The organism is Chitinophaga sp. Cy-1792 (assembly GCF_011752935.1).
In the GTDB taxonomy this organism is placed as follows: domain Bacteria; phylum Bacteroidota; class Bacteroidia; order Chitinophagales; family Chitinophagaceae; genus Chitinophaga.
Genome location: NZ_VWWO01000002.1, coordinates 1,083,514 through 1,108,985, shown reverse-complemented (window position 1 = coordinate 1,108,985; position 25,472 = coordinate 1,083,514). Strand labels below are relative to the sequence as shown.

The following is a 25,472-nucleotide window of genomic DNA, read 5'->3' as shown; positions in this document are numbered from 1 at the left end:
TGGTATCACTGAAAAAATGAACAAGATGAAATTTCCAAATAAAGTGAAAGGTGTGTGGGCGCTGATGTTAATGCTGGTAGCCGGATTCACCGCCTGTACGAAGAATTTTGAAAAATACAATACTGATAATACCGGTATTTCCGGATCAGAGCTGGGCCCCGATTTCAATGGTCTGGGATTGTTCCTGAAGTCGGCACAGATGTCTATCATCAATTTTTCCGGTGGTGGAGATCCTAACTCCTATCAGCTGCAACAGAACCTGAACGCCGATATCTTTAGTGGCTACTTCATGTCGGCAACACCTTTCGCAAGTGGTATCAACAACACCAACTATGCACTGGTAAATGGCTGGAATGGCGAAACCTACAAAGTGGGGTATTTGAATATCATGTCGCCGATAATGAAGCTGAAAGCCACTGGTATTGAACAAAACTATCCGGCGGTATGGGCCGTGGCCCTGATCGTAAAAGTAGCCGGCATGAGCCGTGTCACCGATGTTTACGGCCCGATTCCGTATAGCCACGTAGGTGAGAATGCACCTACCATTCCTTACGACAGCCAGCAGGATATCTACAAACGTTTCTTCCTGGAGCTAGACACCGCCACACAATACCTGCAGGCACAGCTGACCTCCGGCAAGGCATTGCCTTTCGATTTCGGTCAGTTCGACCTCGTGTATGGCGGCAACTTTGCACAGTGGCTCCGTTTTGCCAACTCATTGCGTTTAAGACTGGCTACACACATCAACTATGTAGACAAGGCTACCGCTAAAACAGAAGGTGAAAAAGCCCTGAACCCGGCTAACGGCGGCGTTATCTCTGACAACAGCGATAACATGAACGTAAAAATTACCGGCAGCTTTACCAACCCACTGGTGTTCATTGCCACCGACTGGGCTGATATCCGTATCAATGCCTCGCTGGCATGTTTCCTGAATGGGTACAAAGATCCGCGTATCAGTAAATACCTGGATAAATCCACTGACCCATCTTTCCCTTCCCAATATATTGGTATCCGCGTAGGTGGTGTTACCAGCAATAATGTGAAAGATGATTATGTGAAATATTCCAACCTGAATGTAAGCGATGGCGCATCACCGTTCTTCAGCAAAAAGACTTCGGTGCAGCTGATGACCGCTGCGGAAGTCTATTTCCTGCGTGCAGAAGCAACCCTCAATGGCTGGGCAAATACAGGAGGATCTGCCCAACAGCTCTATGAGCAAGGCGTAAGTACTTCCTTTGCACAGTGGGGCGTCAGCGATGCCACCTATCTGAACAATGATACCAGCATCATCGCGCGTTATGTAGATCCTAAAAACCATAGCAACGATACGATCAGTCCATCTAAGATCACCATCAAATGGAACGAAGGCGGTAGTACAGAAGAGAAACTGGAGCGTGTTATTACGCAGAAATGGATCGCGATGTTCCCTGAAGGCCAGGAGGCGTGGACGGAATTCCGTCGTACCGGCTATCCGCAGATCTTCCCGGTGGCACATAACAACAGCGGTGGTACCATCAATACAACGGTACAGATCCGCCGTTTACCATTCCCGCAGAACGAGTATACCACCAACCCTGCCACAGTAGCAGATGGTGTTAAACTCCTGGGTGGCCCGGATAACGGCGGCACCAAACTCTGGTGGGATGCGAAAAATAAGTAGCGTTTAATTATAACAATCAGTCACAAAAAGCGCGGGCTCGTTACGAGTCCGCGTTTTTTTATGCCCTTCCGGATTCAAGGCGGAAATGACAGGATTCAAGGTCTTATAACCGACACGGATATATCCAATTAATTTTACATCGTTACCGGTAGCAATAAAACTTTTATAAATTTATCCGTAATGAAAAAAATTGTCCTGTTTTTTATCCTGATAATAAATACCTGTATTGCAGCAGCCCAGACAGTACCAGACCATATGAGTACGCTGGGATTTCAGAATAATAGCCTGTATATTGCTATTACCAGTAATTACATCGGCACCCAGCATGGATCACAGCCTGTACCCGGCAACCTTCCTGCACATGTCGATTATGTAGAGATGATTGGCCCGGATCTCACGATAGGGGCAGTACAGATCTGCAATACCAGCCTTAAGTCAGGCGGGCCGCATATGGTATCTTATCCTCCTATGTACCTGAACGATGTTATGGTGAAGGTTAGCCGGAACCAGGATACCACCGCACCGTTAGTTCCATTATTGCAGCTATTTTCTTATGCCGACGGACGACTGGTGACGGATATGACGATAGCGTGTGCTACTATGGGCCACCTTTCCTATCACCGGCATCTGGAACAAGATGATGTTATCACGATTGAGTTTTACAATAAGCAGGTACTCTTCCTGGTATTTCATGTGCACCGTGCGATGATAAATCTGCAACCATTTTTAATGGCTGTGGAAAGAGGACCGGCTTCTGCAAAAACCCTGCTTAGGCCTGAAGAAGATTATAATAATCTTCCGGGTGAAGGAGCTACCTATACAAATTTTAATATCCCGGAAAGCACCATCAACTTCTTTTACCGCACAGACAGGGATTCCAGCGGAACGATCATTCCTTTGGAATACCGGCTGGTGAGAAATAACAGGTTTAATTTAAACTGGAAACCCTGTGGCTATCACCTGACACTTGATCACCTGCAGCCCAACAGCAATTACAGGGTGGAAGTACGTTATGCCCGACAGGGAGTAAAAGTGAGTACCTATTCCTTCAGCACCGGGCCCGCCTGGTACCAGCAACCGTTGATCATTGTTATTTTCGTTATGATGCTGATTGCCGTCATTCTATACCTGTTGCTGAAAAATGCACGGCGTAAACACCGGATGAAATCTTTGGAAATGCAGGCTATCCGGGCACAGATGAACCCACATTTTCTCTTCAATGCACTGAGTAGTATACAGGGCTTAATGAACAACCACCAGATCGATCAGGCCAACAGGTATTTTGCAGATTTTTCCCGATTGCTCAGAAGTACGATTTCCACCAGCAGGAATGAGCTGATACCTTTATCGGAAGAACTAAGAAATCTGAAAAATTATATAGACCTTGAAGTGCTACGGTTTGGTTTCGTGTATACGTTTGAGGTAGATCCCTCCATTCATGTAAATAACCTGGAGATACCGCCGCTACTCGCACAACCGCTGATCGAAAATGCCATCAAGCATGGGCTGGCCGGGCGTAAGGAAGCGGCATTACTGTCGATCAATTTTCAGCAGGATGGTAAAGATCTGCGTATATCCATCACCGATAATGGCGCAGGATATAATACCAGCCAGGCTACCGGCGGGCATGGCATACAACTTACCCGCAACCGCATCGCACTGTTTAACAGGGTTTACAAACCCCTGAAAATACAGTTGGATATTCAATCAGACAACAATGGCACCAGGTGTTTGCTGTTGCTTAAAAACTGGATAGATAAATGATAAATGCAGTTATTATAGATGATGAAGCGAATAATATCCTGAATCTGCAAAGGATGCTGGAGAAGTATTGTCCGGGTGTAAACATCACCGGTAGCGCCGACAGCGCTGCCGGTGGCATTGCACTCATCAACAGGCATCAGCCGGACCTCGTGTTTCTTGACATCCATATGCCGGAAACCAATGGCCTCGAAATGCTGCAGCAATTACAAAGCAAGGACTTTGCCCTCATTTTTGTGACGGCCTTCAACCAATATGGCGTGCAGGCAGTGAAGTTTGCCGCCATGGACTACCTGCTCAAGCCTGTAGATCCGGAGGAGCTGATCATGGCCGTAAAAAAAGTAAGTGATAATCTTCATAACAAAAACCAGCAGCAACAATTAAGGTTGCTGGTAGACTTGCTACAGCAGGGGCTTCCAAAGGATGATTTCCGTATAGCCCTGCCCTCTCTGAAAGAAACCCGCTTTGTGAACACTGGTGAAATTATCCGTTGTGAGAGCAGCAACAGCTATACGCACTTCTTCCTGAGCAACGGAGAAAAAATTACGGTAGCCAGTTCCATACAGGAATATGAAGGGCTGCTCCTGCCCTATGGCTTTCTCAGACCACATCAGTCGCACCTGGTAAACAGGAAGTATGTACGCAGTCTGGTAAAGGAATCCGGCGGTTACCTGCTTTTGCAGGATGGAACACAGGTGCCGGTTTCCAGGGCAAAAAAGGACGAAGTGAAATCGAGATTAAGTAGCAGTAAATAATTGAATATCAGCATAAAACAACCGCAAAAACATCTAGCTAAATAAAAAATACCGTTTAGCTGTAACTACTGGTGATTATACTTCGTTTAAGAAGGGATGATGGGTAACTGTAGAGAGCTATTATCTGACTAAATAACATAGTATCACCAAAATCTACGTACAAATGAAATTGCTGAAAACCTCGACTGTACTGCTGGTGCTGGCTGCCGGCCTGTTTTTCTCCTGCAAAAAAAATGCAAAAGGGCCTGAGATAATAATTTGTCCTCCCGCAAATTTCTGTGTTCCTGTAAAATATATAGGAAATGGTTGCGAAGATGTTATACAGTTAATGGATAGTAGCGGGGTTGCAGGTCTCAGACCATATCTGACACAGTGGAGAAATGAAAAAGGTGAACTGATTAACAATGCTATTGGTGCAGGACATCTTCCTACTATCTTCAGAGATGGCAATATTTTTCATATAGCCGTAAACAATATAGATTCCAATAAAATACAAACTACTGAATGCCTTCCGATTAAATTTTCTATCAGGTATTATTCATTAGGGAAAGATAAATGTGTAATTGACAGCACATTGTACAAACAAATGTCAGCTAACTAATCTGTTTTATCGCCATTCGGATTTTGGGCAGACCAGGAGTATTTTATAGCCAGCAGAGCACCCGCTATAAAATACCTTTTGGTCGCCCTTTTTTATGCTGTTATGGTACGATGGTAATAAAGAGATAAGTGGCCAGGATGACCAGTTGTACAATGCCCTGTAAGATATTGGTACGACCGGCGCCGAAGGAAATATTGAGTGTGAAAAGGCTGAGTAACAGCAGCAGCGTGGATTTGCCATCGATGCCCATGGTTACCCTGAAACCGGCGATATAACATACGATGGCTACAGCAGGAATGGTGAGTCCTATACTTGCCAGGGCGGAGCCCAGCGCCAGGTTCAGACTCGTTTGCAGCCGGTTGCGGTAGGCATTGCGGATAGCAGCCGTTCCTTCCGGCAAAAGGATGACCGCCGCAATAATAATACCCACGAGGCTTTTAGGCGCGCCCAGGTCCAGCACGATATGCTCGATGGTAGGCGATAATTTTTTAGACATCAGCACCACTACCCCCAATGCCAGCAGCAAGGCCAGCAAACTCAGGATGGTGGTAGCTGTGGAAGGAGGCGCCGCATGGGCTTCTTCGCCCTCAGCAGGATTTTCCGGCAGGAAATAATCCCGGTGCAGGCCTGTTTGCACCGCTACAAATCCCCCGTATAATACCAATGATACAATGGCGATAAAAATGAGCTGGCTGTTAGAATAAACTGGGCCTGGCGTGGTCACGGTATAATTGGGCAGCACCAGTGTAAGCACTGCAATGGCCGTCAGCGTGGCCATAGCGGCACTTACCCCCTGTTTAATATAGGCCTGTTCCTTGTATTTATAGCCACCTACCAGCAGTGAAAACCCGATGATGCCCGTCAGTATGAGCATGATAGCCGCAAAAACCGTATCCCTGGCCAGGGTAGATTCGTTCATGGATTCGGACAGCATAATGGAAACGATCAGCGACACTTCAATGATGGTGATGGCCAGCGCCAGGATAAGGGTACCGAAAGGCTCTCCCACCTTATGTGCCACTACTTCTGCATGATGTACCGCCGCCAGTACGATGGTGATGAGCGAAATACCCATCAGTACTGCGAACCATCCGCTATCCTGCGTGGCAGCGAGCATTATCAGCACAACGCCTATCAGCGGACAGATGAGGCTCCAGAGTGGCAGCGCAATGCCCCAACGTTTGAATAAGAAATGTTTAAACGGCATATCGGTAGTTATGATGATCAGTAATACTTACAAGATAACGTATAGTCGCTACATTCAGTTCATCTGTGGGGGCAATAAAAAACCACTGCCTATTAAGACAGTGGCTATCCGGATTTCAGGTTAAAACGGTTTACGCAAAACTAAACTCACTTTCCTTGCCGTTTGCCTGTACTAAAACACGAAGGGGAATATGGCCGGCGGGCTTGTCGGTAGGGTACCAGTTTCTGCCGGCACGGCTGATGACAAACATACCTTCTTCGTCTCCCACTACACAGAATTCTTCCAGTTTCGGACCTTTGGCAAACCAGGAAAGCCCGTGGTTGGAAACCAGGTCTTCTGCCAGTACCAGCGGTGCCGCCGGGGAGATACCAACTTCATTGATACCGATAATAGCATGCTGATCGAAGGGCTGGCTATTATGGGAATGCTGGTCGTAACGGGTAATCAGTTCCAGCAGGTTATCTTCCTGATCATAAAAATAGAAGGATTTTGCATTCCATGCAGGAAAACCTGTTATTTCATTGTGATCTTTATCCTTTACCACGGGCATTTTGGCTGCAATCCAGTGCAGTGCCTCTTCCAGGTGGTTATTGGCAATATCGAATGCAAGGTGGTAAACGCCCTTCGCCTGGTTATCATGTTTAAGAGTAAAGAGGGTATGACCGATTTTCACGACTGCTTTTTCAGGACTGGAAGCTACCAGCTCAAATCCCAGTATTTCGTGATAAAAGTGAATCGCTTTATTGATGTCGTTGCTGATAATTTCCAATGCGGTGATCTTCATAATTGTAATTTTTGTCTGGTGTGTCAATAAATTATCAGTTATAAAGGTAGATGATAAGGATGGTTAACAATATTGATATTATTTATAAAGAGATAGATACCAGGATCTGCGTTTGATTTTTAAAGCAATAGCTTCGCTATTGCTTTGGTGGTTCCGCGCTGCGCGCGGGGGCTGACGCCCGGCCTGAAAGCAAAATAGTCCCCTGATCCGACTTCATCGGGATCAGGGGACTAAGAAAAATATCTTGTTCAGTTATTTAGCGATCACCACATTGCTGATATACACTTTCGCATCGTTTTCGGCGTTGAGCGGAGCGCTTACGAAGAAGTATTTGCGTACATCATCCTTAAACATTTTTGAGTCAAGGATTTTAGTTTTATCCAGGTAGACTTTCATCTGTGCATGGTCTATAGCGATAGAAACGTGTACTTTATCATTTGCATATTTGCTGAGATCATATTCTGTGGAGATGTATTTATCTACCGGGTTGGCGAAGCTGGTGACTTTATTGTTGTTGTAGAACTCCAGTTCGGTGACGGCGATACTGCCTTCATTGAAGGAGGCCACGCTGTTGTTTTCGGCGAACCCGAAGGCTACCGGGCTGATATCCGTGATTTTATCGCAGCTGGTGAGGAGGTCGAATTCTACCGTAAAAGTCTCTGGTAATTTATAGTTCTGATTGAGTTTGTAGGAGGCGCCGTTCTGCATTTCGAGCCAGGTACCGGCTACCTCGCCGGATTTCATGAGTTGTCCGCTACCATTGGTTTTCCAGGTTGGCGGCATGGCTCCAGCCTTGAATTTATCGAAATTGCTGGCGTACAGTACAGAGTCGCCGGCTTTAAAGTCGAACACACTGTTCATGGAGATACGTTTTTTACCGGTGGAAATAGTTCCGGTATCTGCGGTGGTGGCAGATTTCGTACCTGACACGCCTTTATCGATGGCATCATTGGCTTTTTGCTCCAGTTTATCAGAGGCTTTTTTCAGGATGTTGCCAAATTGTGCGTTACTGTACTGGAATGCCAGCATCAGGCCCAGGGATGCGGCGAGTGATTTGCAAACGAATGAACTTTTCATAAAATATTATTCACTTTGGGTTTACAGCAAAGGTTTCCTACCGTTTTTCAGATATAGTTTTGTCTGTTACTGTTAAAATTCCCGCAATATTAGCAAAAAAACCGGAGCTTATGTGTATCCGGACGGGCAGGCTTTAGCAAAAAAGGGGCCGGAAATGCACCAATCATGTTGGCATATACAGCGATTACGTGTATAGATGAGGGTTAACCCGAAAATCAGGTCATCTTCTTCCTATGTTTATCTTTTACGACAGATACAATAATTCCATATTGCTTGTCGGACACCTTATATTTTGACTCCAGCAGGGGTTGTTTAATAATTTTTACTTTCCTGATTCTTTTAGTGTGTGTCAGGTTCATGAAGTATCCTGCCAGCGCAGGTGCAGCAACTATTCCATTTTCATCTAAATAGACCAGACAGTCACTGCAGTCTGCGATTTTACGGTATTTTACTGAGCACCTGCTCAGTAAATCGTGGGCGCTTTTCATAATGTAAGGCTTTGTTTCTACCTCTATTGCCCCCATACGACCTTCCTCCCCGTATATTTTCCCTGCCCGTTGTTTTTTCACAATGGTAATCCCCTGAACAATCATAGGATTCAGTTCCTTCAAGGAATCAACGGGTACTTTCTTTCCATCAATGACAATCAGCGGTGTTGCATCCGCATCAAAATAGGCGTTTATATCAACACGTTGATGTGTAGTATCGACTGTTTTCTCTTGTGCGACAGCCATGGTAGCCAATAGCAGCATTGGAACCAACAAAAATGCTTTCATGAATAAAAACCAGGTTTTTAAAGCTATTTAGTTTTATAGGAAGTAATGATCCCGTACTTTTTGCCGGTGATATTATATTGCTGTTGCAGGGCAGGTTGTTCTACCACTTCTACGTTCCCGATTTTTCCCTGCTGCAACCGGCGCAGGTATTCGGCCTTCTCCTCATCTTTTATTACCCTGTCTGACTGTATATAGACCGTGCAATCCGGACAGTTACCAATGGCTTTATATTTCTTTGAATATTTACTGAGCAGGTCATAAAGGCCACTATTCACATAAGGTTTTGTATCAATGATGATCACGCCGTTAGCGGCGCCTCTGGCACCATATATTGCGGCTATCGTATCTCCTTTCAGAACGCTGATAGATAGTATATCGTTCGGATTAATCGTTTCCAGCTTCAGGGAGTCCCTGACTTTTCCATTTAACACATAAAGCGGCTGATCGCTGCTGATAGTGGCCCTGCAACAACGAAACCCGACACCACCACCGGAATCAACCTTACTATTGATAACAGTCGATCGGGAAGGGCCACAGATTATTATTTGTTTAGGCCTGACCGTATCTGCCCCACTTGCCAGCACAGGTGTTTTTTGTTCCAGGTCAGTTGTTTTCTGCTGTGCCACGGCTACAGTAGTCAGGAGCATCCATACAGGTATGAAGCAATATTTACGCATACAGTTTGCTTTTTAGATAGGTCTATTTAGGATGGTAAGTGACAATAACGCCGTATTTTTTATCTGCAACGTTATACTGCTGCGTGAGTACGGGCTGTTCAAGAATAGTGATACTATCGATCTTTGATTTTTCCAATTCGCTCAGATACTCGTCCCTGACAGCGTCTCCAACGATCTTGCTGTGCTGGATATATACCATACAATCATTGCAGGTACCTATCTCTTTATATTTTGCAGAATATGGGCTGAGTATTTTATAGATATTACCGTTTACAAATGCATTTGTGCTGATTAATACCACACCATTTTTACCCGCTTCACCATAGATACTCGTGGCGGAGGGGCTTTTCAGCACTTTTATCGACATCACCTCTTCTGGTTTCAATTGATTAATCCTGGCGGAATCACTGACAACTCCATTCAGAATAAATAGTGGGTAAATTTGATTTAAGGGGGTGTTTTTGCCCGCAACAGGGCCTTCCTGGCGCATCATCCTTGCCCTGGCAGAGTCGGGGGATTGGGCCTTGAGCACTGTGCCCAGCAGTAGCATAGGGAATAAAAGATATCTTCTCATGCGGCAAAAATATATTTCCGCAAGAGAAGATACCTTTTTTACAGTTAATCTATCTATGAATTTTTTTACAGGATAAGATCGCTATTGCCAGTGGTTCAGCACTGGCATTCCCATGATCGTTGCGGGCTTATCTGCCGGTACATTTATAGCAGTGATTCCTAATAAATCAAGGTATTGTGCGGTAATATATTCGTTATTGTGCTGCGTATAGGCATAATCGTAAGCCTGTTCTACTTTTTTATCTGACTCAGCCTGATTACGCAGGATTTTATCGATGGCATTGCCCAGGGCCTGACCATTTTTGGATTCGCACATATATGCCCTGCCGTCGCCGACCAGGTCTTTAAGGCCGCCCGCATTGGTAGAAGCCACGGGCACCTTGTAGATGAAGGCATCCAGCACGCTGCTGCCAAGGCCCTCTTCTTCGGAGCTCATGGTAAAGCCCTGCATCACGCTGAAGAAGTCTTCCACATCTTTATAAAAGCCCATCAGCTTATATTGGTCCTGCAGGCCGTAGTCGACCACTCTGGCTTCCACTTCCTCCATCATATTCCCATTACCGAAGTGAAGGAATACGAAGTCTTTGTGGCTTTCAGCGCAGTGTCTGATTGCTTCCACCATGTTCAACGGATCTTTGTGCTGTACCAGCGCCGCAGTGGTGGCGATGATTCTGGTATCCGGAGAGAGGTTCAGGTCTTTGAGCAGGTCTTCTGCTCTTTTTTTGTTGAGCGGTTTAGGTTCTACCACACTGGAGATCAGCGTAACATTTTTCACGCCGAAGTTGGTAACGATTTGCTGGATAGCGCTGCTGATAGCCACCACATGGGTGCACAGCTTGTATTTCAGCAATGTAAGTCTGCCTTTGGGCACGAAGTCTATACGCCGGGTATATACGATTTTTCCCCGGTGAAAGGCCCTGGTCAGCACCACATAAGTGAGTATATGTGATGTTTGTACATGGAAGATATCGTATCGATGTCCATGTAGCATAAGAAAGAAGATCACGCCAAAAATATTTTTGAAAGACCTTGCTTTCATGCCGGCGTCCCTGGCTTTTTGTTCCAGCGGGAATCCTTTTCTGCAGAGGATTTCCACGTGCAGTCCGGCATTACGGAATCCTTCCGCATTGTACATAGTTTGCCTCTCCCCGCCCCTCCACGTTCTTTCGAAGTTGAGTTCGAGGACCCTGGTTTTTTTAGTTCGCATAAGGCTTTTCCCTATTTTTTAGTTTCGCAAGTGCTTCGTCATATAGTTGGCCAAGTCTACTAAAAAATCCTTAACGATGGGTAATTCCTTAACACTACTTAACAGTAGTTAACACTTTGCTGTGGCTCATTCGGAGCTAGACCTCCCGATACGGGCGATTATCGGGAAATTCTCTCTGTTTAAAGATTTTATGAACTAAATTTCCAGGTATTGCCATTACTTTTGGACATGAGAATTTTGTTCGCCGGAAAGTATGATCCTTCGTATAATCGTACACGTATTTTACTGGACGGGCTGGCTTCGTTGCCAGGGGTTACGGTAGAAGAATATTGTTTCAGGAAGCGCTCCAGGTGGAATATTCCTGCGCTGAAGCGCGCCTGTAACCGGGCGGATGTGATTTTTCTTCCTTCTTTTACGCATACAGATGTGCCATGGGTGCGTTTCTTCACAAAGAAGCCCATCATCTTCGATCCGTTAATCTCCCGTTACCAGTCAAAAGTATTCGACTATAAAGTAATCAGGCCCGGAAGTATCCGTGCCCGGAAGAACTTTCTGAAAGATAGTCTGGCCCTGAAATATGCAGACCTTGTCATCTGTGATACACAGGCCCATGGCGATTATTTCCAGCGCACCTTTGACATCGCTGCGGAGAAGCTGCGTGTAATACAGGTGGGGGTAGATATTAATAATTTCTATCCGGCTGCAGCAGACAAGAGCGACCTGTTCACAGTAGGATTTTACGGCAGCTTTATTCCTTTACAGGGAGTCAGGCAGATACTGGCTGCTGCGACGCTGCTGAAAGATCACACGGATATACGTTTTCAGCTGATAGGAAATGGATTTGAATATAAAGAGATGTTGTCCTATGCTGCTACCCATCAGTTGTCGAATGTGAGCTTCCTGGGATGGATGCCCTACGATGCATTGAATAATGCGGTCAACCGGTTTGATATGACACTGGGTATTTTTGGGAGCGGGGAAAAAACAGCGATGGTAATACCCAATAAAATATATCATTATGCTGCGTTGAGAAAGCCTGTGCTGACCTGCGATACCCCTGCGATTAAGGAAGTTTTTACACATAACAGTAATATTCTGCTTTGTTCCCATCATGCAGCCGATATTGCTGCAGGTATCCTGATATTAAAAAATAACCCTTCCCTCCGGGAGCAGATTGCAGGCAATGGATATAAGCTGATCACCACCGGATATAATGCCTCAAAAATGGCTGGCCTCTTGCTGGAAGCGGCCACGACGTTGTTAAACCGCGGCCGATAATATTTTTTTCTCTTTTAATATTAATATTTGTGCAGCCCCTGTTATTTTAATAATAAAGTTGCTATCTTGGGCCGATTTCGCTTTATGCTGAGAAAGTGGCAGGAACATATAGCAATACATAACGATACAGAGGCTTTTAAGGCCTTATATCTGCATTTGATGCCTGGCCTTTCCAGGTTTGCCACCGCGTTTCTGCGGGACGCTTCCATCGCTGAAAACATCACTGCCGATATCCTGGCAGGGGTCTGGAACAACCGTCATACTTTACTGGAGATTGATAACCTGAAAGTGCATCTGTATATGATCATCCGTAATGCATGTATGCATTACCTGGAGTTGCGCGATAAAGTATCTTTCTGTGCCTTTGAGACGATGCAGGTAACACCGGCGATGTTAAGCACCGGCCCGGGCAATTACCAGAAGCGGATGAAAGCAGAAATTCAGGCGGTGCTGAATCAGGCAGTGCGGGGATTATCATCCAAAAGCAAGCTGATTTTTGTACTGGCGAGAGAGGAGCAATTCAGGCATGAGGAAATCGCCGTTATTCTAAATATTTCCACCCGTACCGTAGATTACGAACTGGCGCTGATTACAGAGCAATTACATCACTGCATCATGCCATACCTGGTCAAATAAATTCATGCCGCCAGATGTCAATTAACAAATACTGGATATTAAAGGCAAAACAGTTGAACAATGCTGCTACTCCTGATGAGCTGTCGGAGCTGAGTCTCCTGTCGGCCTGCATGGACGCAGATACCCGTGTCGATAACGGCTTACATAATATCTGGCATGCTCAATCCTATACCTCCAATGAACTCGACAGAGAAAGATGGATGATGTTATTATCTGCCAGGGTGCCGGAGATTTCCTTACAACAACCGGAGGTCCTCTCTGTAAAAACCCGGCGCAGCCGCAAGCTGGTCTTCCTGATTTCGTTAATTATTATCAGTCTGCTTACCGCTGGCGGTGCTTTATTTTTCCATTTCATCCGGCCGGTACCTGCCCATGAGATCAGTGCTATACGTGGCACCAAAACCCGGGCTACCCTTCCTGATGGCTCTGTGGTCAACCTGAATGCCGGCAGCCGCTTACTATATCAAAATGATTATGGCCAGAAAGAGCGTCACCTGTTATTATCCGGAGAGGCTTTTTTTGATGTCAGCAGGATTCCTGATGTTCCCTTTGCCGTAACTACCGGCAACATTACGTTGAGAGCCTATGGCAGCAGCAGTTTTAACCTCTGCGCCTATCCGGAAGACAATAACATCAGCGCCAGCCTGACAGAAGGCTGCATCCAGCTGATCTATATGCAGCCACAAGGCAACACCAGTGTTGTATTGCAATCCGGTCAGAAGATCATCCTCCATAAAGACCCGCAGCATCCGGGGATGTACCAGGCCCAGTGGTCGCAGATAAAGCATAGCGCCGGAGAAATACAGGAGAGCGCCTGGAAAGACAATATGCTGGTGGTGGAGAACGAGCGGTTTGAGCACCTGGCAACAAGACTGGAGCGGTGGTATGATGTTAAGATTATTTTCAATAACAGCTTGTTGCGACAGCTTACTTTTTCCAGTGTCAGTAAAGGGAAGAATGTGCAGGAGATGTTGTCTGTGCTGAGCAGGAATTCTGGTAAGTTCAGCTATATTTATAATCCTACGGCAAAGACTGTGACGATATATGCTAAATAATTTTTTTTCTTTTTTATAAATTCAAAAGGGAGTGCCTTCGGCACTCCCTTTTGAATTTAACAAGGGGTTTTGCCGCTGCTGACGCAGCGGCAAAACCCCTTAAACCCCGAAATGCTACCAATAAGGCAGCGGCACCTTAAACCCCGAATCCAGGCAATTATCTCACCACACGGAAGCCCTGATTACTGAAAGAGGCATGTGGATGTACGGTACCGATATCAACGGAGTTAAAATAATTACAGGAGTTTTTGCTGCACCACCAGGAGCCGCCCCTTGCATGTACAACTTTACTACCGGGCTTATCAAACTTTGCGTGTCCCTGGCAGAATTCGAATACGTTGCCGTAGACGTCGTAGAGGCCCCATGGGTTTGGTGCGAAACTACCAACGGGCGCGGTATACATGAAGCCGTCGCTGCTATCGGCGGTGAGGTGATCACGCCCGTACCAGAGGTTGGCATAGCGTTTTATTTCATCGCGGTTATTTCCCCAGAAGTACCGCGTGCGACTTCCCGCCCTGGCAGCCACTTCCCACTCATCGAGTGTAGGGAGCCGGTATCCTGCCCATTCACAGAAGGCCACTGCATCCCGGTAGCTGATAGTTGTTACAGGGTGATTCATTTTTTCGGTGATATCTCCCCTGCTTCGGCCATTGGGAAAGCGCCAGGAGGCAGTGCTGTCCTTTATCCATTTATATTCTGGCAGTCCCGGTTCAAACACCATGGCGTCGTGTCTCCTTTCAGCATCCGTAATATACCCCGTGGCCTGTACAAATGCTGCAAACTGTTCATTTGTTATTTCAGTAGCGGATATCTGAAAGGAATCCAGCACGATGGTACGTATTGGATTATTGATGGAGTTGCTGTCGCCAACGACGTAGCGGGCAGCCGGAATGGTAACGAATGCCGGCTGCTGTGCAGTGGTGTGCATACTGCCCAGCAGGGAGGCAATGATCAGCAGGTAGCGGATCATTTTTTATAGTTTTTATAGAAATCGTTTACACGTTGGAGTATCAATGCTTCGTTGGCGCTGTTGAAATCGATGTAGGTGCCATAGTCTGAATCATTTCCATAAAGCTTTTTATAAGATACAGAACTTAGGAAAGGAGCATATTTGTTTTCCTTCATCAGCAGGAGGAAGATAGTGAGGATATCATGGTCTTTCTTGTCTTTCAGATATACTTCCTCAAGGAAGGGGATCATTTCAACGGCATTCATGGCCACGATAGCTTCTTTATAGTTGACGCCAACGCGTTTGCTTCTGTTCACTGATTCCCTGATCAGCGCAAGTACGGAGTCCTGGTTATCGTTGAAGAATTTGAGCTGTCTGTCGCTCCAGGAGAACTCTCCGAATGCGGATGGCAGTTGCCCGAATACTTTCTTTTGTTCGTCCTGAACGGGAGGGCTTGCGTCACAATTCTGGGAGAAGTTTTCGCCATGGATCATACAGTAGGTAAATTTCTCGCGGAAGCTAAGCGCATTCCAGGCTTTGGCGGTGAGGGCGGCGGTTTCGTTGTAGTCATTATCGCCTTCCAATTCCAGGCCTGATACCATTGCTTTTACTTTGGGTAATCCGTAGGGTGGTATCGTTACTTTACTTCTGTAAACGCCATATTCCTGGCTTTCCTTTGATGGTTCCTTGTAATCCTGGGCATTTGCAAACAGGGAGACTGACAGGAGCAGGCCGGTCAATAGTATTTTCATCTGATTAAAATTTGGTGCAAAAATAGGGCATCCGGCTAAAAAATCACAAGAGAAGATCCTTACCGATATCTTTCACATGATAAGCTGAGCCTGTCAATGGCAGCAACCGGCCGTTAGTACTGCCATCTTTCTTACTACAAGATAAGACTAACGTTAAAGATAATACGTATTTATACGCTATTTAGGGTCTTAACTTTGAAAATTAAATATTTAGATAATATATTTACACCCGCATAAAACAGCACCTATTCCAATATTTTAATAAACCCGCTGGCCCTGAGCCAGCCTAACAGATGACTGAGCAACCTACGAGGAACACTATGATAAACTTTATTATTCAATAACACCCTTATCCTTCATGAAAAAAAGAATGATGTTAAAATTTGCCGCAGGCGCGGCGATACTGGCCTTTGCACTTACCAGTTGTAGCAAAAAAGACGATAACACTTCTTCGGCTCCTGCTTATCTGCCTAACACAATTATCGATGTGAATACCGGCCTTGCCGTAGATAGCTTTGTTTTCAAAAATAATATTATCCAGAGCGTTTATAGCAACCAGCAGGAAAATGGTGCCTGGCAATACCAGTACGTATTTGTGTATGGTACTGATGGAAAATGCAAACAGGTAAAACAATTGAAACCAGCCACCAGCGAGGTAACGTACCTGGATAGTGTGGTTTACAATGGCGACAAAATAACCATCTATAGCCATGCTCCGGGAGTAGAAACAATGGATAGTGATGTATACAGAATGAGCAATAACTTTGCAGTAACCTATGGCAGCAAAGACACGGTTATCAATGCTGATTCCAAGTCGCTCAACTATGGAGAGTATACTATTTCCGGTAATAATCTTTCCAAAGAATCCTATTCTTACTATTACCTGAATATTCCTACCAAGCAATCTACCTCCTTTGACTACAGCAGAACGTATTACTATGAGGATACACCGAATGGTTTCCAGCTCGCCTTTGAGAGAAATCCATTCTTATATTTCTACCTGTGTACTTACCAGGAAGAACTGACCGTTCCTGCGTCTAAAGGTAATTTCATTAAAATGGAATCTACTGAAAACAGCAATGGTACTGTTTCCAATGAAACCATGACTGTTGTGAATACCTATGATGCTACTACCGGCCTGCTGAGCACACAGAAAGTTACTTCCGGTTCTGATAATTACTGGAACTCTAAGTTTACGTTCAGAAAAGCAGACTAAAATATTCAATACCCTTTTTTACACAACCGCCGGCGGTAAAGTCGGCGGTTTCATTTTTTCAGGACCCCAACTTTGGAAATTAAAAATTCACATAATATATTTACACTTACTTTGATAACACTTAATTCACTGTCGTAAACTCCACCTGGTTGTATGTTTGTTACACTTGGCATCCTACTCGGATGCGGGCTCTTATTACACGCATTCTATCATTTCCTGGACTGCCATGCCTTTGTAAGAGCGGGCGTAAAAGCTACTGCAACGGTGATAGCTATTGAATCAGAACCAGACATTGACTATGGCCATCTGTACGTTCCTACCTTCAAATTCTCAACAGATAAGGGTGAAGTACATACGTTCAGAGGGGAGGGCGGGCCGAAACGCCGCTGGCAACCCGATGCAATCACGGATATCATATATGACCCGAATCAACCCGAACGGGCCAAAGTATATACTGTAATGGGTTTATATAAACCGGTGGTGGTAAACTGTGTAATAGCAATGATAACATTCGCAATAGTCTTCACCGCCAGATCAAATAACCACTAAAAAGATCAGGATCAACTCCGCAGTTGTTGACCAAGCGGCTTTTCTCCTATACTTCCCCTGTCTTCTCAAAAATATTTTGAACAAATTATTATAATTATATTATATTCAAAATAATTAAATATCCCTCTTAACCTATACCTATTTTGTATGTTAACGACATCAGGCATCCTCATTGGCAGCATACTATTGCTCATTGCACTCTATTCTTTTATGGACGGGTATAATTTCACAAGAACCGCCACCAGTACTACCGCCAGCGTTATTGATATCATTTCTGAGATAGACAACGATGGTAACTTACAATATATACCGATATTTAAATTTACCACCAATAACGGAGACACCTATACGTTCAAGGGCATGGATACCTGCGATCATTACTGGCAAATCGGTGAGGAAACGGTGGTCGTATATGACCCTCATAGTCCAACAAGGGCGAAGATTGCTTCATTAACAGGTACTTATGGTACAGCCGTCATTTTATTATTTTGCGCTTCTCCATTTTTAATATATACTTGTTTACATGTACTGAATCTGGCATAAACGAAAAACCATGAATATTCCACTGATCATCGGAATTATCTCAGCCTGTATCTCCCTTGTATATTTCCGCAGGGGCTACAGATTTGTACGGAAAGGGATTAAGACAACTGCCACCGTTGTCTATGTTACCACCAAGGTAGATGGTGAAGGAGACACCCAATATGAGACTACCCTGGAATATCATGCTGGTAACCGCTCCTATCATCTCAAAACAGACACCAGTGATAAAAGCAAAAGTGTTACAGGATATGAGCAAATGGTCATCTATAACCCGGACGTCCCTACGCAGGTGGAGTTTATAAACCTGATGAGTATATATCCTGTTGCCATAGGAGCAGCAGTTGTGGCCGCACCATTCCTTTGGTTTGCATTCCTTACTTACCTTGGGGAAGTATTTTTATTAAAATAATCCTGTTTGTACCATTATCTTTATAACATTCCATTCTCCATACTGCTAAATAAGCGATATGAATATTTCTTCCTTTATCATTGGCATCCTCGCTGCTATCGTTGCGCTGGTGTTTTTCCAAAGCGGATTTCAATTTGTTCAGCAAGGCAATAAAGCAACAGCAATGGTTATCAGTGAGATAAAAGTAAATGGCAGCGACGGCGACGACTACCACGCCACCTTCGCATTTACCGGCGCCGACCAGCAGACCTATTACCTGAAGGAGATAACAGGTAATATCGGAAGATGGCGGGAAGGCGATAAAGTTACCGTCATCTACAACCCGGACCAGCCCACCAATGCAAAACTACTTACGTTGATGGGCGTATATCCTGGCGCTATTCTGTTTTCTATGGCTGCGGTTATTTTTCTGACGATTGCCTTGCTTACTTTTATAGGTAAAACCTGGCTCCTCAAATAGCGCGGCTTACAAGACGCTTTCTGCCGGTTCATCAAATTCCTTTTCACTCTTCGCAATTACGATTGTTGCCACCCCATTACCAATGATATTGGTGATAGCCCTGGCCTCACTCATAAATTTATCTATACCCACCAGAAATGCCAGGCCCTCCAGCGGCAATACACGTGTAGCCGCCAACGTAGAGGCGAGCACCACAAAACCACTGCCGGTAACGCCAGCAGCTCCTTTGGAAGTGATCATCAGTATACCCATAATGGTGAGTAGTTGCGGTATAGCCAGATGTACACCATATAACTGTGCCACAAAGATCACCGCCATCGAGAGATAGATAGATGTACCGTCCAGGTTGAAGGAGTAACCGGTAGGAATCACCAATCCTACAACGGATTTGCGGCAACCCATTGCTTCCAGCTTCTGCATAATGGATGGCAGGGCCGACTCACTGGAAGAGGTACCCAGTACGGTCAGCAGCTCTTCTTTGATATATCGCAGGAATTTGAAAATGCTTAATTTATAATAGCGTAAGATCAGTCCAAGTAATACAAATACAAAGATGGCCATGGTCAGGTACATGACGCCCATCAGTTTAATCAATGGCACCAGGGTGTGCAGGCCAAATTTGCCGATCGTAAAGGCCATTCCGCCGAAAGCACCCAGCGGCGCCAGGTACATCACATATTTCAGGGCAGTGAAAACATAGTGGGAGGTCTTACTAAAAAAATCAATCACCACTTTTCTCTTACTGTAAAAATTCAACGAAATACCTATCACAAGGGCCAGCAGCAGTACCTGTAAAGTGACATTACTCTGGAAAAAGGCCATCCAGTCGAAATGCGCAGCCGGGGCTGCCACAGGGGCATTACGCGATACTTCTATCGCTGATCTGTCGATATCTCCGGGCTTGAGCCATAGTGCCATGATGATGCCCAATGCCAGCGAAATGGTAGATACCACCTCAAAATACAGCAGGGACTTAAGTCCTATCCAACCTACCTTTTTCAGGTCGTCCATGCCGCAGATGCCCAGTACGATGGTCAGGAAGATGATGGGAGCGATAAACAGCTTGATCAGCTGAATAAACCATTTGCTGATAAATTCCATTTTTACCGCTACTGCGGGCGCAGCCACGCCCAGCGCAATACCGGCCGCAATGGCGATCAATACCCAGAAGGTAAGGTTAGTGAGGATACTTGCGACCCTGTTTTTCTTAACGGGAGCCACTTTCGGCGTGGCTGACAACATCGTTGGCATGGTTGATACAGTATGAAAAAAGCATCAAGATGCGAAAATCTTTGGAATTATGAAAGCATACGTGTTGATCATCTCCCTAAAACCCATAAAAAGCCCGCCGGAAAAGGTATTTTCCATGTTCTATACACCACAGCACGGTATAACCACCGGCTCCATCGGAGTTATAGGAACTTACATACAGGCGCTCAGCTGCCGCATCTTCATGAATGGCTACCATATGCAGACTGGGATTAAATAAAGACTGCAATGCCGCTGCCGGCAATTTATATTCCTTCTTTCCAGTGATAATGGTAATAGCTTTGTAAGCTGTCTGGGGAAGGCCACCATCAGTACCCCAAAAGTCCAGCCCATCGATCCTGTCCAGCTGCCGCTGATTACTATAATGCAGTTTATGCCGAGCTGCCACAAAGGGTATTCTTACTATCACCACTTTAATATTCCCCAGCTGTAACACAAGGCTGTCCAGACTTTTATAGGTAGCCTTACCTGCGGGCATACCGGCAATCATTTTCAATCTCGATTTATGCACATAGCCGTTACCGTTATCATCTTTTTTACGGGAATAGTCTATTTCCCACCAATCGCTATTACCTTCGCCTCCCATTACAAATACCACATCACCATTGTACAGTTTATCTTTTACAGGTTTATCTGCACCTGGCCGCTGTCTGACATTGACATAACCATCTTTATCTGCCACTACGGCAAAATCCATCTGGGCGCTGGCATGGCGGCTGGCCATCAACAAGAGCAATGATAATAATACAGGCTTCAATACGGTGTAATTTGCCGTAATATAAGCTATCGTGAGGAGGTTATCAAGTAACAAAGGGGACCAACTAAAAAGCAATCTACACCTCTTTAGTTAATCCCCTGTTTATATATCAGCCAATCATCCTGACAGATAATTTTCTCTTAGCATACGGCTACTTCTTCGGTAGCCATTTGTTTCCTGATGTTCATGAGGGCATAACGGACACGACCCAACGCGGTATTAATGCTAATACCTACTGTTTGTGCCATTTCCCTGTAATTGAGCCCGGCATAGTAACGCAGTATCAGCGCCTCCCGCTGAGAGGCGGGCAGCCGGTCCAGCATCTCTTCTATTTCGCGGTAACGCTCTGTGTTTATCAGCTTCTGCTCGGGGCCAAAGTCGGTATAGTGACTACTATCACCGATTGCATCGTTAAAGCGGATAAAGATCTTGTTGCGGGTTTCAGCCTTACGAAAATGGCTGATACAAAAATTGTGGGCGATACGAATCACCCATGGACAAAAACGGTTGTTTTCCGTATACTGTCCGGATTTCAGGGCATTGATAATCTTAATGAATACCTCCTGAAAAAAGTCTTCCGCGAGCGCTTTGTCGCGAACCAGCAGTACAATAGTAGTAAAGATCCTGTCTTTATGTCTTAGCACCAAAGCAGTAAAGGCCGGGTTATTGCCTGCGAGATACATTCGGACTAACTCCTGATCCGAAAGGTGATTATATTTCTCCATACACCATTAACAAGCTTTAAACTTTTCAAAATAATTGTCGGGAAAAATGCTGGTCCCCCTGGAAAGAGGGACCTTTGTTTCAAGATGTTATTTGTTGTTTAGTCCACAAGTTTGAGGTAGGCTTTAGCCTGTTCATAATTATTCCAGTCGATGGCACCACGGGCTGCAACTGCACCAGGGATAATGATGTAACGGTACTGCAATACTTTTTCACCCTGGTAGGTGAAAGTGCTTGCCTTGATGCTGGACTGCATAACGATGCCGCCTACACGCAGGTCGAAGCCAATATTGAAGTAGTCGTAATTTGGAAGTGATACAATTACCGGTTGGGTAGGTGTATTCACGTTCATGTATACATGTACATCGCATTTACCCAGCATGGCTGCTGTGAGTCTGGATGCCTGAATTACGGAGTACCAGCCGGTGGTATCTACACGACCATTTGCTGCGGTATCTGTAAATGGTGCAAAAGCCTGATCGAGCCATGCAGAATAGATAACATTTGCAGTTCCGGTATCACCTTTACTACCTTGAGATCCGGCAGGACCCTGTGCACCGGTTTTACCATCTGCTCCGGCAGGGCCGGCAGGACCTACAGCACCATCTTTGCCACAGGCAACAACAAACAGGATAGCAGACAGCAGCAGGGCATAGGGCATAAAGTTTTTGAACTTTTTCATAATTGATCTTTTGTTTTTTGTTTGATTTGATTTGTTTATTGGTTGATTAAATTCTCTTACCATACATTTCTGGGGCAGGTATCTCCATACTTATTTCCCAGTAAAAATCCGATCATAATCTCATGAGATCCTTTACTGACGGTATTCAGCGAGGATGTTGAGTAATCATAGGAATAACCGATATTGATCAGGGAATTGATATTTACCCCAAACATACCGGCCACGCCATCCTGTATCCTGTAGGATGCCCCGAACCAGAAGCGGTCGCGGTACATAAAGCGGGCATTGACATCAAAGCTGATTGGTGCGGCAGTAATCATCCGCACCATTACCGATGGCAGTACGGTCAGGTCATCGTTTATCCATAACCGGTAGCCGGTAGTCATAAACAGGTGAGGTATCAGTTTTCCGCCGTAGACAGAATCCCCGGCCACCTTACCGTTGGTGAAGCCTACTTTCTGCGGCACGATGTTCTGCGCAGCAGCGCCGATGAAGAAATCGGCGGAATAGAGCCACAGCCCGAAACTTACATCCGGGCGCCAGCGGTTGATAATCCCTGAGGTACCGAGTACCGGATCATTCGGATCATAGAATTCTACTTTCCTGGTATCGATGGATATCTGCTGCATACCCAGTCCTATACCGGCGCTGATACTGGTGCGTGGCGACAGGTTGATATGATGTGCATAGGCACCGGTGATGGAAAAGCGGTTGATAGGGCCAGCCTGGTCGTTGAGGATGGTAAGTCCGGCGCCGGGATGTGGTGGCGGGGTGGTATAATCCTGCCAGTAGCCACGGCCACGGGGGTTCTCTCCTTCCGGATCGAAGCCGGTAGGCGATGCCTGTGCATAGTCCGACTTACGCAGCGGGCCCTGAATAGTCATATAAGTAGTCACGGGGGCGCCGTTGAGGCCTGCCCATTGATGCCGGTGGCTCAGTCGCAGATCCCAGTAATTTTCAATGCCTGCCAGTGCAGGATTGATAATAAAAGGGTTCATGATATACTGCGTGTAGTGGGGCAGCTGCTGTGCAGACACAACAACCATACTCAATAGCAGCATGCCTGTAAACACAATCTTTTTCATGTGACTTTAGATTTAGGTGATGGGTTATTGCTTCAGCACCGTAAAGGTGGTTCTCCTGTTGAGCTGGCGTCCTTCCGGATTATCGCTGCCGTCAGACAGAGTGTTTGGCGCCACTGGCTGACTGGCACCAAAGCCTTTCCAGGTAAGCCTTGCAGGGTCAATACCTTTGCTGACCAGGTAATCCACTACGCTCCTGGCACGTGCTTCAGAGAGGCGCTGGTTGTGCCTATCACTACCCTTGCTATCTGTATGTGCCCCCAGCTCTATCTCCATGGTGGCATGTTCCTTCAGCATCTGCACCAGTTTATCCAGCGATGCAAACGATGCTTCCTGCAACGAAGCCTTATCGAAATCGTAGTATACGTTATCCATTACAACAGCCGCAGGTGGCGTCACCAGTGGCGTCATGCAGATCACAGGATTTACAGCGGTTTCCACATCCGGATCTTCCGGCGTTTGTACCTGCCCGTTACCTTCCGTATAGCCGGTAGCGTTAGCCTGCATATCCAGTGGCTGATATTCCGGTAATGTAAAGGCATAGCGGCCATCGCTGCCGGTAGTTAAGGTGGCCAGCACCGTATGCGCCGCATCCCTGATAACGACGGTAGCTCCTGGCACAGGTTGTCCGCCATCGCAGGAAACCACGGAACCACTTAACTGACGCGGTGCACGGTCTTTATGCAGGAAGAACAATTCCAGGCAACAGGCCGCATCCCTGTCTGTTCCTATCAGCACATCATCGAGGAGATTACGGTTATTGCTTCTGCTGCCGAAATAGATATCATCTTTTACGGAGTTCACCGGAGCACCCATATTCACCGGAGCTTTCCAGTTACCGGGTGTGCCTTTGCTGCTGAAGAAATCATATCCGCCCATCCCTACTCTCCCATCGGAAGAAAACACCAGCGTGCCGGTGGTACTGTGGTAGAAAGGCGCCTGTTCATTGGCTGCGGTATTGATTGTCTCCCCCATATTGGCGACAGCAACGGGTTTACCACTGGCATCGAGGGTAGCATACCATAAATCGAAAGCGCCGTAACCACCGGGCCTGTCACTGGAAAACAGCAGGTATTTCCCGTCTCCGGTAACGAAGGGCTGCTGGGCGTTTGCGCCGGGTATGTTTACCATACTATCTAACTCAACCGGTGCGCTCCAGGTATCATTATTTTTTTCTGATACCCAGATAGCAGCGATTTTTTGCCCATGATCGATGTGCCAGCGGGTGAGATATAGTTTTTGTCCATCGGGAGAGATAGCCGTAGTACCCTGATGTATATCTCCTGGTTGTTCCAGTTTAAAGAGCTGGATATTTTTCGTTTCTCCGGCTTCATAGTCTGCCGTATAGATGCGGTTAATATAAGTGCCGTTATGTGCGCTTTCCAGAGGCCTGGTGGAGGTAAACAGCAGCGTTCCTGAAGTCAGCCACAGCGGTGCATAGCTGGCGCCGGTAGTGTTCAGGTCGGCAGGCGCTTTGATCATCTTAAAAAGATGCAGGTCTTTTCTATTATTCTCTTTAATAATAAAATCCAGGTTGGCCACTTCCCTGTTGGCAGATGTGGTGAAGTTATCATCTGCTTTATATCTCTCCAGGAACTGGCGAAATACCTGTCCGGCCAGTTCATACTTGCCCAGCGCCCTTAATGAAACGGCGTAATAGTAGGCAGACAGCGGATAACTTTCCAGGCTGGTTTCCATTACGCTGGCGTAATAAGGCGTTGCCCTTTCGTAATTGTGCAGTAGCCTGTAACTCTCTGCCAGCCGAAAGGTAGCTTCCTGTTCATTGCTCACCTTATTGGCCGCAGGTTTTACTGCCGTCGCAGATACGGCCACATATGGTTTGTAGGACTCCTTACGGATAGCCTTTCCTTTTACAGAGAGGTATTTCTCGTAATAGGTAGCCGCAGAGTTATAGTCATTCTTTTTATAATAATCATCCGCAGCACGCAGATAATTATATGCCAGCTGCGCCTGGGCCGTGATGGCCATTAACAGGGCTGTTGCAGTAGTAAAAATTATTTTCTTCATGAT

27 protein-coding genes are annotated in these 25,472 nt (G+C 45.9%); 12 read left to right on the top strand and 15 right to left on the bottom strand.

Translation table 11 applies throughout. From position 1 onward, the window contains the following. Positions 1-25: 25 nt before the first annotated feature. From F3J22_RS18630 to F3J22_RS18615, 4 genes are all read left to right on the top strand, one after another. Positions 26-1,663 carry a RagB/SusD family nutrient uptake outer membrane protein gene (locus tag F3J22_RS18630; protein WP_167019449.1) on the top strand — a complete coding sequence of 546 codons (1,638 nt, stop codon included), beginning with the start codon at positions 26-28 and terminating at the stop codon, positions 1,661-1,663. Positions 1,664-1,843: 180 nt separating this feature from the next. Further along, complete coding sequence (locus F3J22_RS18625) at positions 1,844-3,427, top strand: sensor histidine kinase (protein WP_167019448.1); 1,584 nt, start codon at positions 1,844-1,846, stop codon at positions 3,425-3,427. Beyond that, positions 3,424-4,179, top strand: a complete 756-nt coding sequence (locus F3J22_RS18620) for a LytTR family DNA-binding domain-containing protein (RefSeq protein ID WP_167019447.1) — start codon at positions 3,424-3,426, stop codon at positions 4,177-4,179. Before F3J22_RS18625 ends, F3J22_RS18620 begins: the two co-directional genes overlap by 4 nt. Positions 4,180-4,342: 163 nt before the next feature. Then, on the top strand, positions 4,343-4,780 hold the full coding sequence (locus tag F3J22_RS18615; RefSeq protein ID WP_167019446.1) for a hypothetical protein: 438 nt from the start codon (positions 4,343-4,345) through the stop codon (positions 4,778-4,780). Positions 4,781-4,880: 100 nt separating this feature from the next. On the opposite strand, the gene F3J22_RS18610 is transcribed toward F3J22_RS18615, so the two are convergent. The 7 genes from F3J22_RS18610 to F3J22_RS18580 all read right to left on the bottom strand — a co-directional run bounded on the left by F3J22_RS18610 (position 4,881) and on the right by F3J22_RS18580 (position 11,081). After that, the gene (locus F3J22_RS18610; protein ID WP_167019445.1) at positions 4,881-5,987 is read right to left on the bottom strand and encodes a calcium:proton antiporter; all 1,107 of its coding nucleotides are present in this window, start codon (positions 5,985-5,987) and stop codon (positions 4,881-4,883) included. A 130-nt stretch (positions 5,988-6,117) separates the two neighbouring features. Then, positions 6,118-6,771 carry a VOC family protein gene (locus tag F3J22_RS18605; protein WP_167019444.1) on the bottom strand — a complete coding sequence of 218 codons (654 nt, stop codon included), beginning with the start codon at positions 6,769-6,771 and terminating at the stop codon, positions 6,118-6,120. Between the two features lie 252 nt (positions 6,772-7,023). Next, positions 7,024-7,848 (bottom strand): hypothetical protein, encoded by an 825-nt coding sequence (locus F3J22_RS18600; protein ID WP_167019443.1) that lies wholly within the window; start codon positions 7,846-7,848, stop codon positions 7,024-7,026. A 215-nt stretch (positions 7,849-8,063) separates the two neighbouring features. Further along, positions 8,064-8,624 carry a hypothetical protein gene (locus F3J22_RS18595; protein ID WP_167019442.1) on the bottom strand — a complete coding sequence of 187 codons (561 nt, stop codon included), beginning with the start codon at positions 8,622-8,624 and terminating at the stop codon, positions 8,064-8,066. 23 nt (positions 8,625-8,647) lie between these two features. Beyond that, the gene (locus tag F3J22_RS18590; protein WP_167019441.1) at positions 8,648-9,301 is read right to left on the bottom strand and encodes a TonB-dependent receptor plug domain-containing protein; all 654 of its coding nucleotides are present in this window, start codon (positions 9,299-9,301) and stop codon (positions 8,648-8,650) included. A gap of 22 nt (positions 9,302-9,323) precedes the next feature. Beyond that, entirely contained in the window at positions 9,324-9,875 is a 552-nt protein-coding gene (locus F3J22_RS18585) for a hypothetical protein (protein WP_167019440.1), read from the bottom strand. 81 nt (positions 9,876-9,956) lie between these two features. Then, positions 9,957-11,081, bottom strand: coding sequence for a glycosyltransferase family 4 protein (locus F3J22_RS18580; protein ID WP_167019439.1), 1,125 nt, complete (start codon positions 11,079-11,081; stop codon positions 9,957-9,959). 228 nt (positions 11,082-11,309) lie between these two features. Between F3J22_RS18580 and F3J22_RS18575 the strand changes: the two genes are divergently transcribed. The 3 genes from F3J22_RS18575 (at position 11,310) to F3J22_RS18565 (ending at position 14,050) form a co-directional block, all read left to right on the top strand. After that, a complete protein-coding gene (locus F3J22_RS18575) occupies positions 11,310-12,359 on the top strand; it encodes a glycosyltransferase (protein ID WP_167019438.1) in 1,050 nt (349 codons plus the stop codon). A gap of 84 nt (positions 12,360-12,443) precedes the next feature. Next, the gene (locus tag F3J22_RS18570) at positions 12,444-12,995 is read left to right on the top strand and encodes a sigma-70 family RNA polymerase sigma factor (RefSeq protein ID WP_167019437.1); all 552 of its coding nucleotides are present in this window, start codon (positions 12,444-12,446) and stop codon (positions 12,993-12,995) included. A 14-nt stretch (positions 12,996-13,009) separates the two neighbouring features. Beyond that, positions 13,010-14,050 (top strand): FecR family protein, encoded by a 1,041-nt coding sequence (locus F3J22_RS18565; protein WP_167019436.1) that lies wholly within the window; start codon positions 13,010-13,012, stop codon positions 14,048-14,050. Between the two features lie 157 nt (positions 14,051-14,207). Here the strand turns inward: F3J22_RS18565 and F3J22_RS18560 are convergent, their stop codons facing one another. Both F3J22_RS18560 and F3J22_RS18555 read right to left on the bottom strand, forming a co-directional pair. Further along, positions 14,208-15,020: an SUMF1/EgtB/PvdO family nonheme iron enzyme gene (locus tag F3J22_RS18560; protein WP_240155130.1), complete on the bottom strand. Its 813-nt coding sequence runs from the start codon at positions 15,018-15,020 to the stop codon at positions 14,208-14,210. Then, positions 15,017-15,751, bottom strand: a complete 735-nt coding sequence (locus tag F3J22_RS18555) for a hypothetical protein (protein WP_167019435.1) — start codon at positions 15,749-15,751, stop codon at positions 15,017-15,019. The genes F3J22_RS18560 and F3J22_RS18555 overlap by 4 nt, the downstream gene beginning before the upstream one ends. 358 nt (positions 15,752-16,109) lie before the next feature. Between F3J22_RS18555 and F3J22_RS18550 the strand changes: the two genes are divergently transcribed. The 5 genes from F3J22_RS18550 to F3J22_RS18530 all read left to right on the top strand — a co-directional run bounded on the left by F3J22_RS18550 (position 16,110) and on the right by F3J22_RS18530 (position 18,928). After that, complete coding sequence (locus tag F3J22_RS18550; protein ID WP_167019434.1) at positions 16,110-16,967, top strand: hypothetical protein; 858 nt, start codon at positions 16,110-16,112, stop codon at positions 16,965-16,967. Between the two features lie 153 nt (positions 16,968-17,120). Then, a complete protein-coding gene (locus F3J22_RS18545; protein ID WP_167019433.1) occupies positions 17,121-17,516 on the top strand; it encodes a DUF3592 domain-containing protein in 396 nt (131 codons plus the stop codon). Between the two features lie 147 nt (positions 17,517-17,663). Continuing rightward, on the top strand, positions 17,664-18,059 hold the full coding sequence (locus tag F3J22_RS18540; protein WP_167019432.1) for a DUF3592 domain-containing protein: 396 nt from the start codon (positions 17,664-17,666) through the stop codon (positions 18,057-18,059). 10 nt (positions 18,060-18,069) lie between these two features. After that, positions 18,070-18,468: a DUF3592 domain-containing protein gene (locus F3J22_RS18535; protein ID WP_167019431.1), complete on the top strand. Its 399-nt coding sequence runs from the start codon at positions 18,070-18,072 to the stop codon at positions 18,466-18,468. 58 nt (positions 18,469-18,526) lie between these two features. Continuing rightward, complete coding sequence (locus F3J22_RS18530) at positions 18,527-18,928, top strand: DUF3592 domain-containing protein (protein WP_167019430.1); 402 nt, start codon at positions 18,527-18,529, stop codon at positions 18,926-18,928. A 6-nt stretch (positions 18,929-18,934) separates the two neighbouring features. Here the strand turns inward: F3J22_RS18530 and F3J22_RS18525 are convergent, their stop codons facing one another. The 6 genes from F3J22_RS18525 to F3J22_RS18500 all read right to left on the bottom strand — a co-directional run bounded on the left by F3J22_RS18525 (position 18,935) and on the right by F3J22_RS18500 (position 25,469). Continuing rightward, positions 18,935-20,179 carry a cation:dicarboxylate symporter family transporter gene (locus F3J22_RS18525; RefSeq protein ID WP_240155129.1) on the bottom strand — a complete coding sequence of 415 codons (1,245 nt, stop codon included), beginning with the start codon at positions 20,177-20,179 and terminating at the stop codon, positions 18,935-18,937. A gap of 76 nt (positions 20,180-20,255) precedes the next feature. After that, positions 20,256-20,954, bottom strand: coding sequence for an SH3 domain-containing protein (locus tag F3J22_RS18520; RefSeq protein WP_167019429.1), 699 nt, complete (start codon positions 20,952-20,954; stop codon positions 20,256-20,258). Between the two features lie 140 nt (positions 20,955-21,094). Then, a complete protein-coding gene (locus F3J22_RS18515; protein WP_167019428.1) occupies positions 21,095-21,679 on the bottom strand; it encodes an RNA polymerase sigma factor in 585 nt (194 codons plus the stop codon). 98 nt (positions 21,680-21,777) lie between these two features. Then, complete coding sequence (locus tag F3J22_RS18510) at positions 21,778-22,359, bottom strand: collagen-like protein (RefSeq protein ID WP_167018489.1); 582 nt, start codon at positions 22,357-22,359, stop codon at positions 21,778-21,780. Positions 22,360-22,415: 56 nt separating this feature from the next. Next, a complete protein-coding gene (locus tag F3J22_RS18505) occupies positions 22,416-23,444 on the bottom strand; it encodes a type IX secretion system membrane protein PorP/SprF (protein WP_167019427.1) in 1,029 nt (342 codons plus the stop codon). A 24-nt stretch (positions 23,445-23,468) separates the two neighbouring features. Then, positions 23,469-25,469, bottom strand: coding sequence for an OmpA family protein (locus tag F3J22_RS18500; protein WP_240155128.1), 2,001 nt, complete (start codon positions 25,467-25,469; stop codon positions 23,469-23,471). Positions 25,470-25,472 lie beyond the last annotated feature (3 nt).

Bases quoted from the DNA above. Each gene is read 5' to 3' on its own strand.
- F3J22_RS18625 (WP_167019448.1), top strand. From the start codon at position 1,844: ATGAAAAAAATTGTCCTGTTTTTTATCCTGATAATAAATACCTGTATT.
- F3J22_RS18580 (WP_167019439.1), bottom strand. From the start codon at position 11,081: ATGCGAACTAAAAAAACCAGGGTCCTCGAACTCAACTTCGAAAGAACG.
- F3J22_RS18620 (WP_167019447.1), top strand. From the start codon at position 3,424: ATGATAAATGCAGTTATTATAGATGATGAAGCGAATAATATCCTGAAT.
- F3J22_RS18600 (WP_167019443.1), bottom strand. From the start codon at position 7,848: ATGAAAAGTTCATTCGTTTGCAAATCACTCGCCGCATCCCTGGGCCTG.
- F3J22_RS18575 (WP_167019438.1), top strand. From the start codon at position 11,310: ATGAGAATTTTGTTCGCCGGAAAGTATGATCCTTCGTATAATCGTACA.
- F3J22_RS18560 (WP_240155130.1), bottom strand. From the start codon at position 15,020: ATGATCCGCTACCTGCTGATCATTGCCTCCCTGCTGGGCAGTATGCAC.
- F3J22_RS18525 (WP_240155129.1), bottom strand. From the start codon at position 20,179: ATGCCAACGATGTTGTCAGCCACGCCGAAAGTGGCTCCCGTTAAGAAA.
- F3J22_RS18535 (WP_167019431.1), top strand. From the start codon at position 18,070: ATGAATATTCCACTGATCATCGGAATTATCTCAGCCTGTATCTCCCTT.
- F3J22_RS18550 (WP_167019434.1), top strand. From the start codon at position 16,110: ATGAAAAAAAGAATGATGTTAAAATTTGCCGCAGGCGCGGCGATACTG.
- F3J22_RS18530 (WP_167019430.1), top strand. From the start codon at position 18,527: ATGAATATTTCTTCCTTTATCATTGGCATCCTCGCTGCTATCGTTGCG.
- F3J22_RS18590 (WP_167019441.1), bottom strand. From the start codon at position 9,301: ATGCGTAAATATTGCTTCATACCTGTATGGATGCTCCTGACTACTGTA.
- F3J22_RS18505 (WP_167019427.1), bottom strand. From the start codon at position 23,444: ATGAAAAAGATTGTGTTTACAGGCATGCTGCTATTGAGTATGGTTGTT.
- F3J22_RS18605 (WP_167019444.1), bottom strand. From the start codon at position 6,771: ATGAAGATCACCGCATTGGAAATTATCAGCAACGACATCAATAAAGCG.
- F3J22_RS18570 (WP_167019437.1), top strand. From the start codon at position 12,444: ATGCTGAGAAAGTGGCAGGAACATATAGCAATACATAACGATACAGAG.
- F3J22_RS18615 (WP_167019446.1), top strand. From the start codon at position 4,343: ATGAAATTGCTGAAAACCTCGACTGTACTGCTGGTGCTGGCTGCCGGC.
- F3J22_RS18545 (WP_167019433.1), top strand. From the start codon at position 17,121: ATGTTTGTTACACTTGGCATCCTACTCGGATGCGGGCTCTTATTACAC.
- F3J22_RS18540 (WP_167019432.1), top strand. From the start codon at position 17,664: ATGTTAACGACATCAGGCATCCTCATTGGCAGCATACTATTGCTCATT.
- F3J22_RS18515 (WP_167019428.1), bottom strand. From the start codon at position 21,679: ATGGAGAAATATAATCACCTTTCGGATCAGGAGTTAGTCCGAATGTAT.
- F3J22_RS18510 (WP_167018489.1), bottom strand. From the start codon at position 22,359: ATGAAAAAGTTCAAAAACTTTATGCCCTATGCCCTGCTGCTGTCTGCT.
- F3J22_RS18555 (WP_167019435.1), bottom strand. From the start codon at position 15,751: ATGAAAATACTATTGACCGGCCTGCTCCTGTCAGTCTCCCTGTTTGCA.
- F3J22_RS18595 (WP_167019442.1), bottom strand. From the start codon at position 8,624: ATGAAAGCATTTTTGTTGGTTCCAATGCTGCTATTGGCTACCATGGCT.
- F3J22_RS18610 (WP_167019445.1), bottom strand. From the start codon at position 5,987: ATGCCGTTTAAACATTTCTTATTCAAACGTTGGGGCATTGCGCTGCCA.
- F3J22_RS18565 (WP_167019436.1), top strand. From the start codon at position 13,010: ATGTCAATTAACAAATACTGGATATTAAAGGCAAAACAGTTGAACAAT.
- F3J22_RS18500 (WP_240155128.1), bottom strand. From the start codon at position 25,469: ATGAAGAAAATAATTTTTACTACTGCAACAGCCCTGTTAATGGCCATC.
- F3J22_RS18585 (WP_167019440.1), bottom strand. From the start codon at position 9,875: ATGAGAAGATATCTTTTATTCCCTATGCTACTGCTGGGCACAGTGCTC.
- F3J22_RS18630 (WP_167019449.1), top strand. From the start codon at position 26: ATGAAATTTCCAAATAAAGTGAAAGGTGTGTGGGCGCTGATGTTAATG.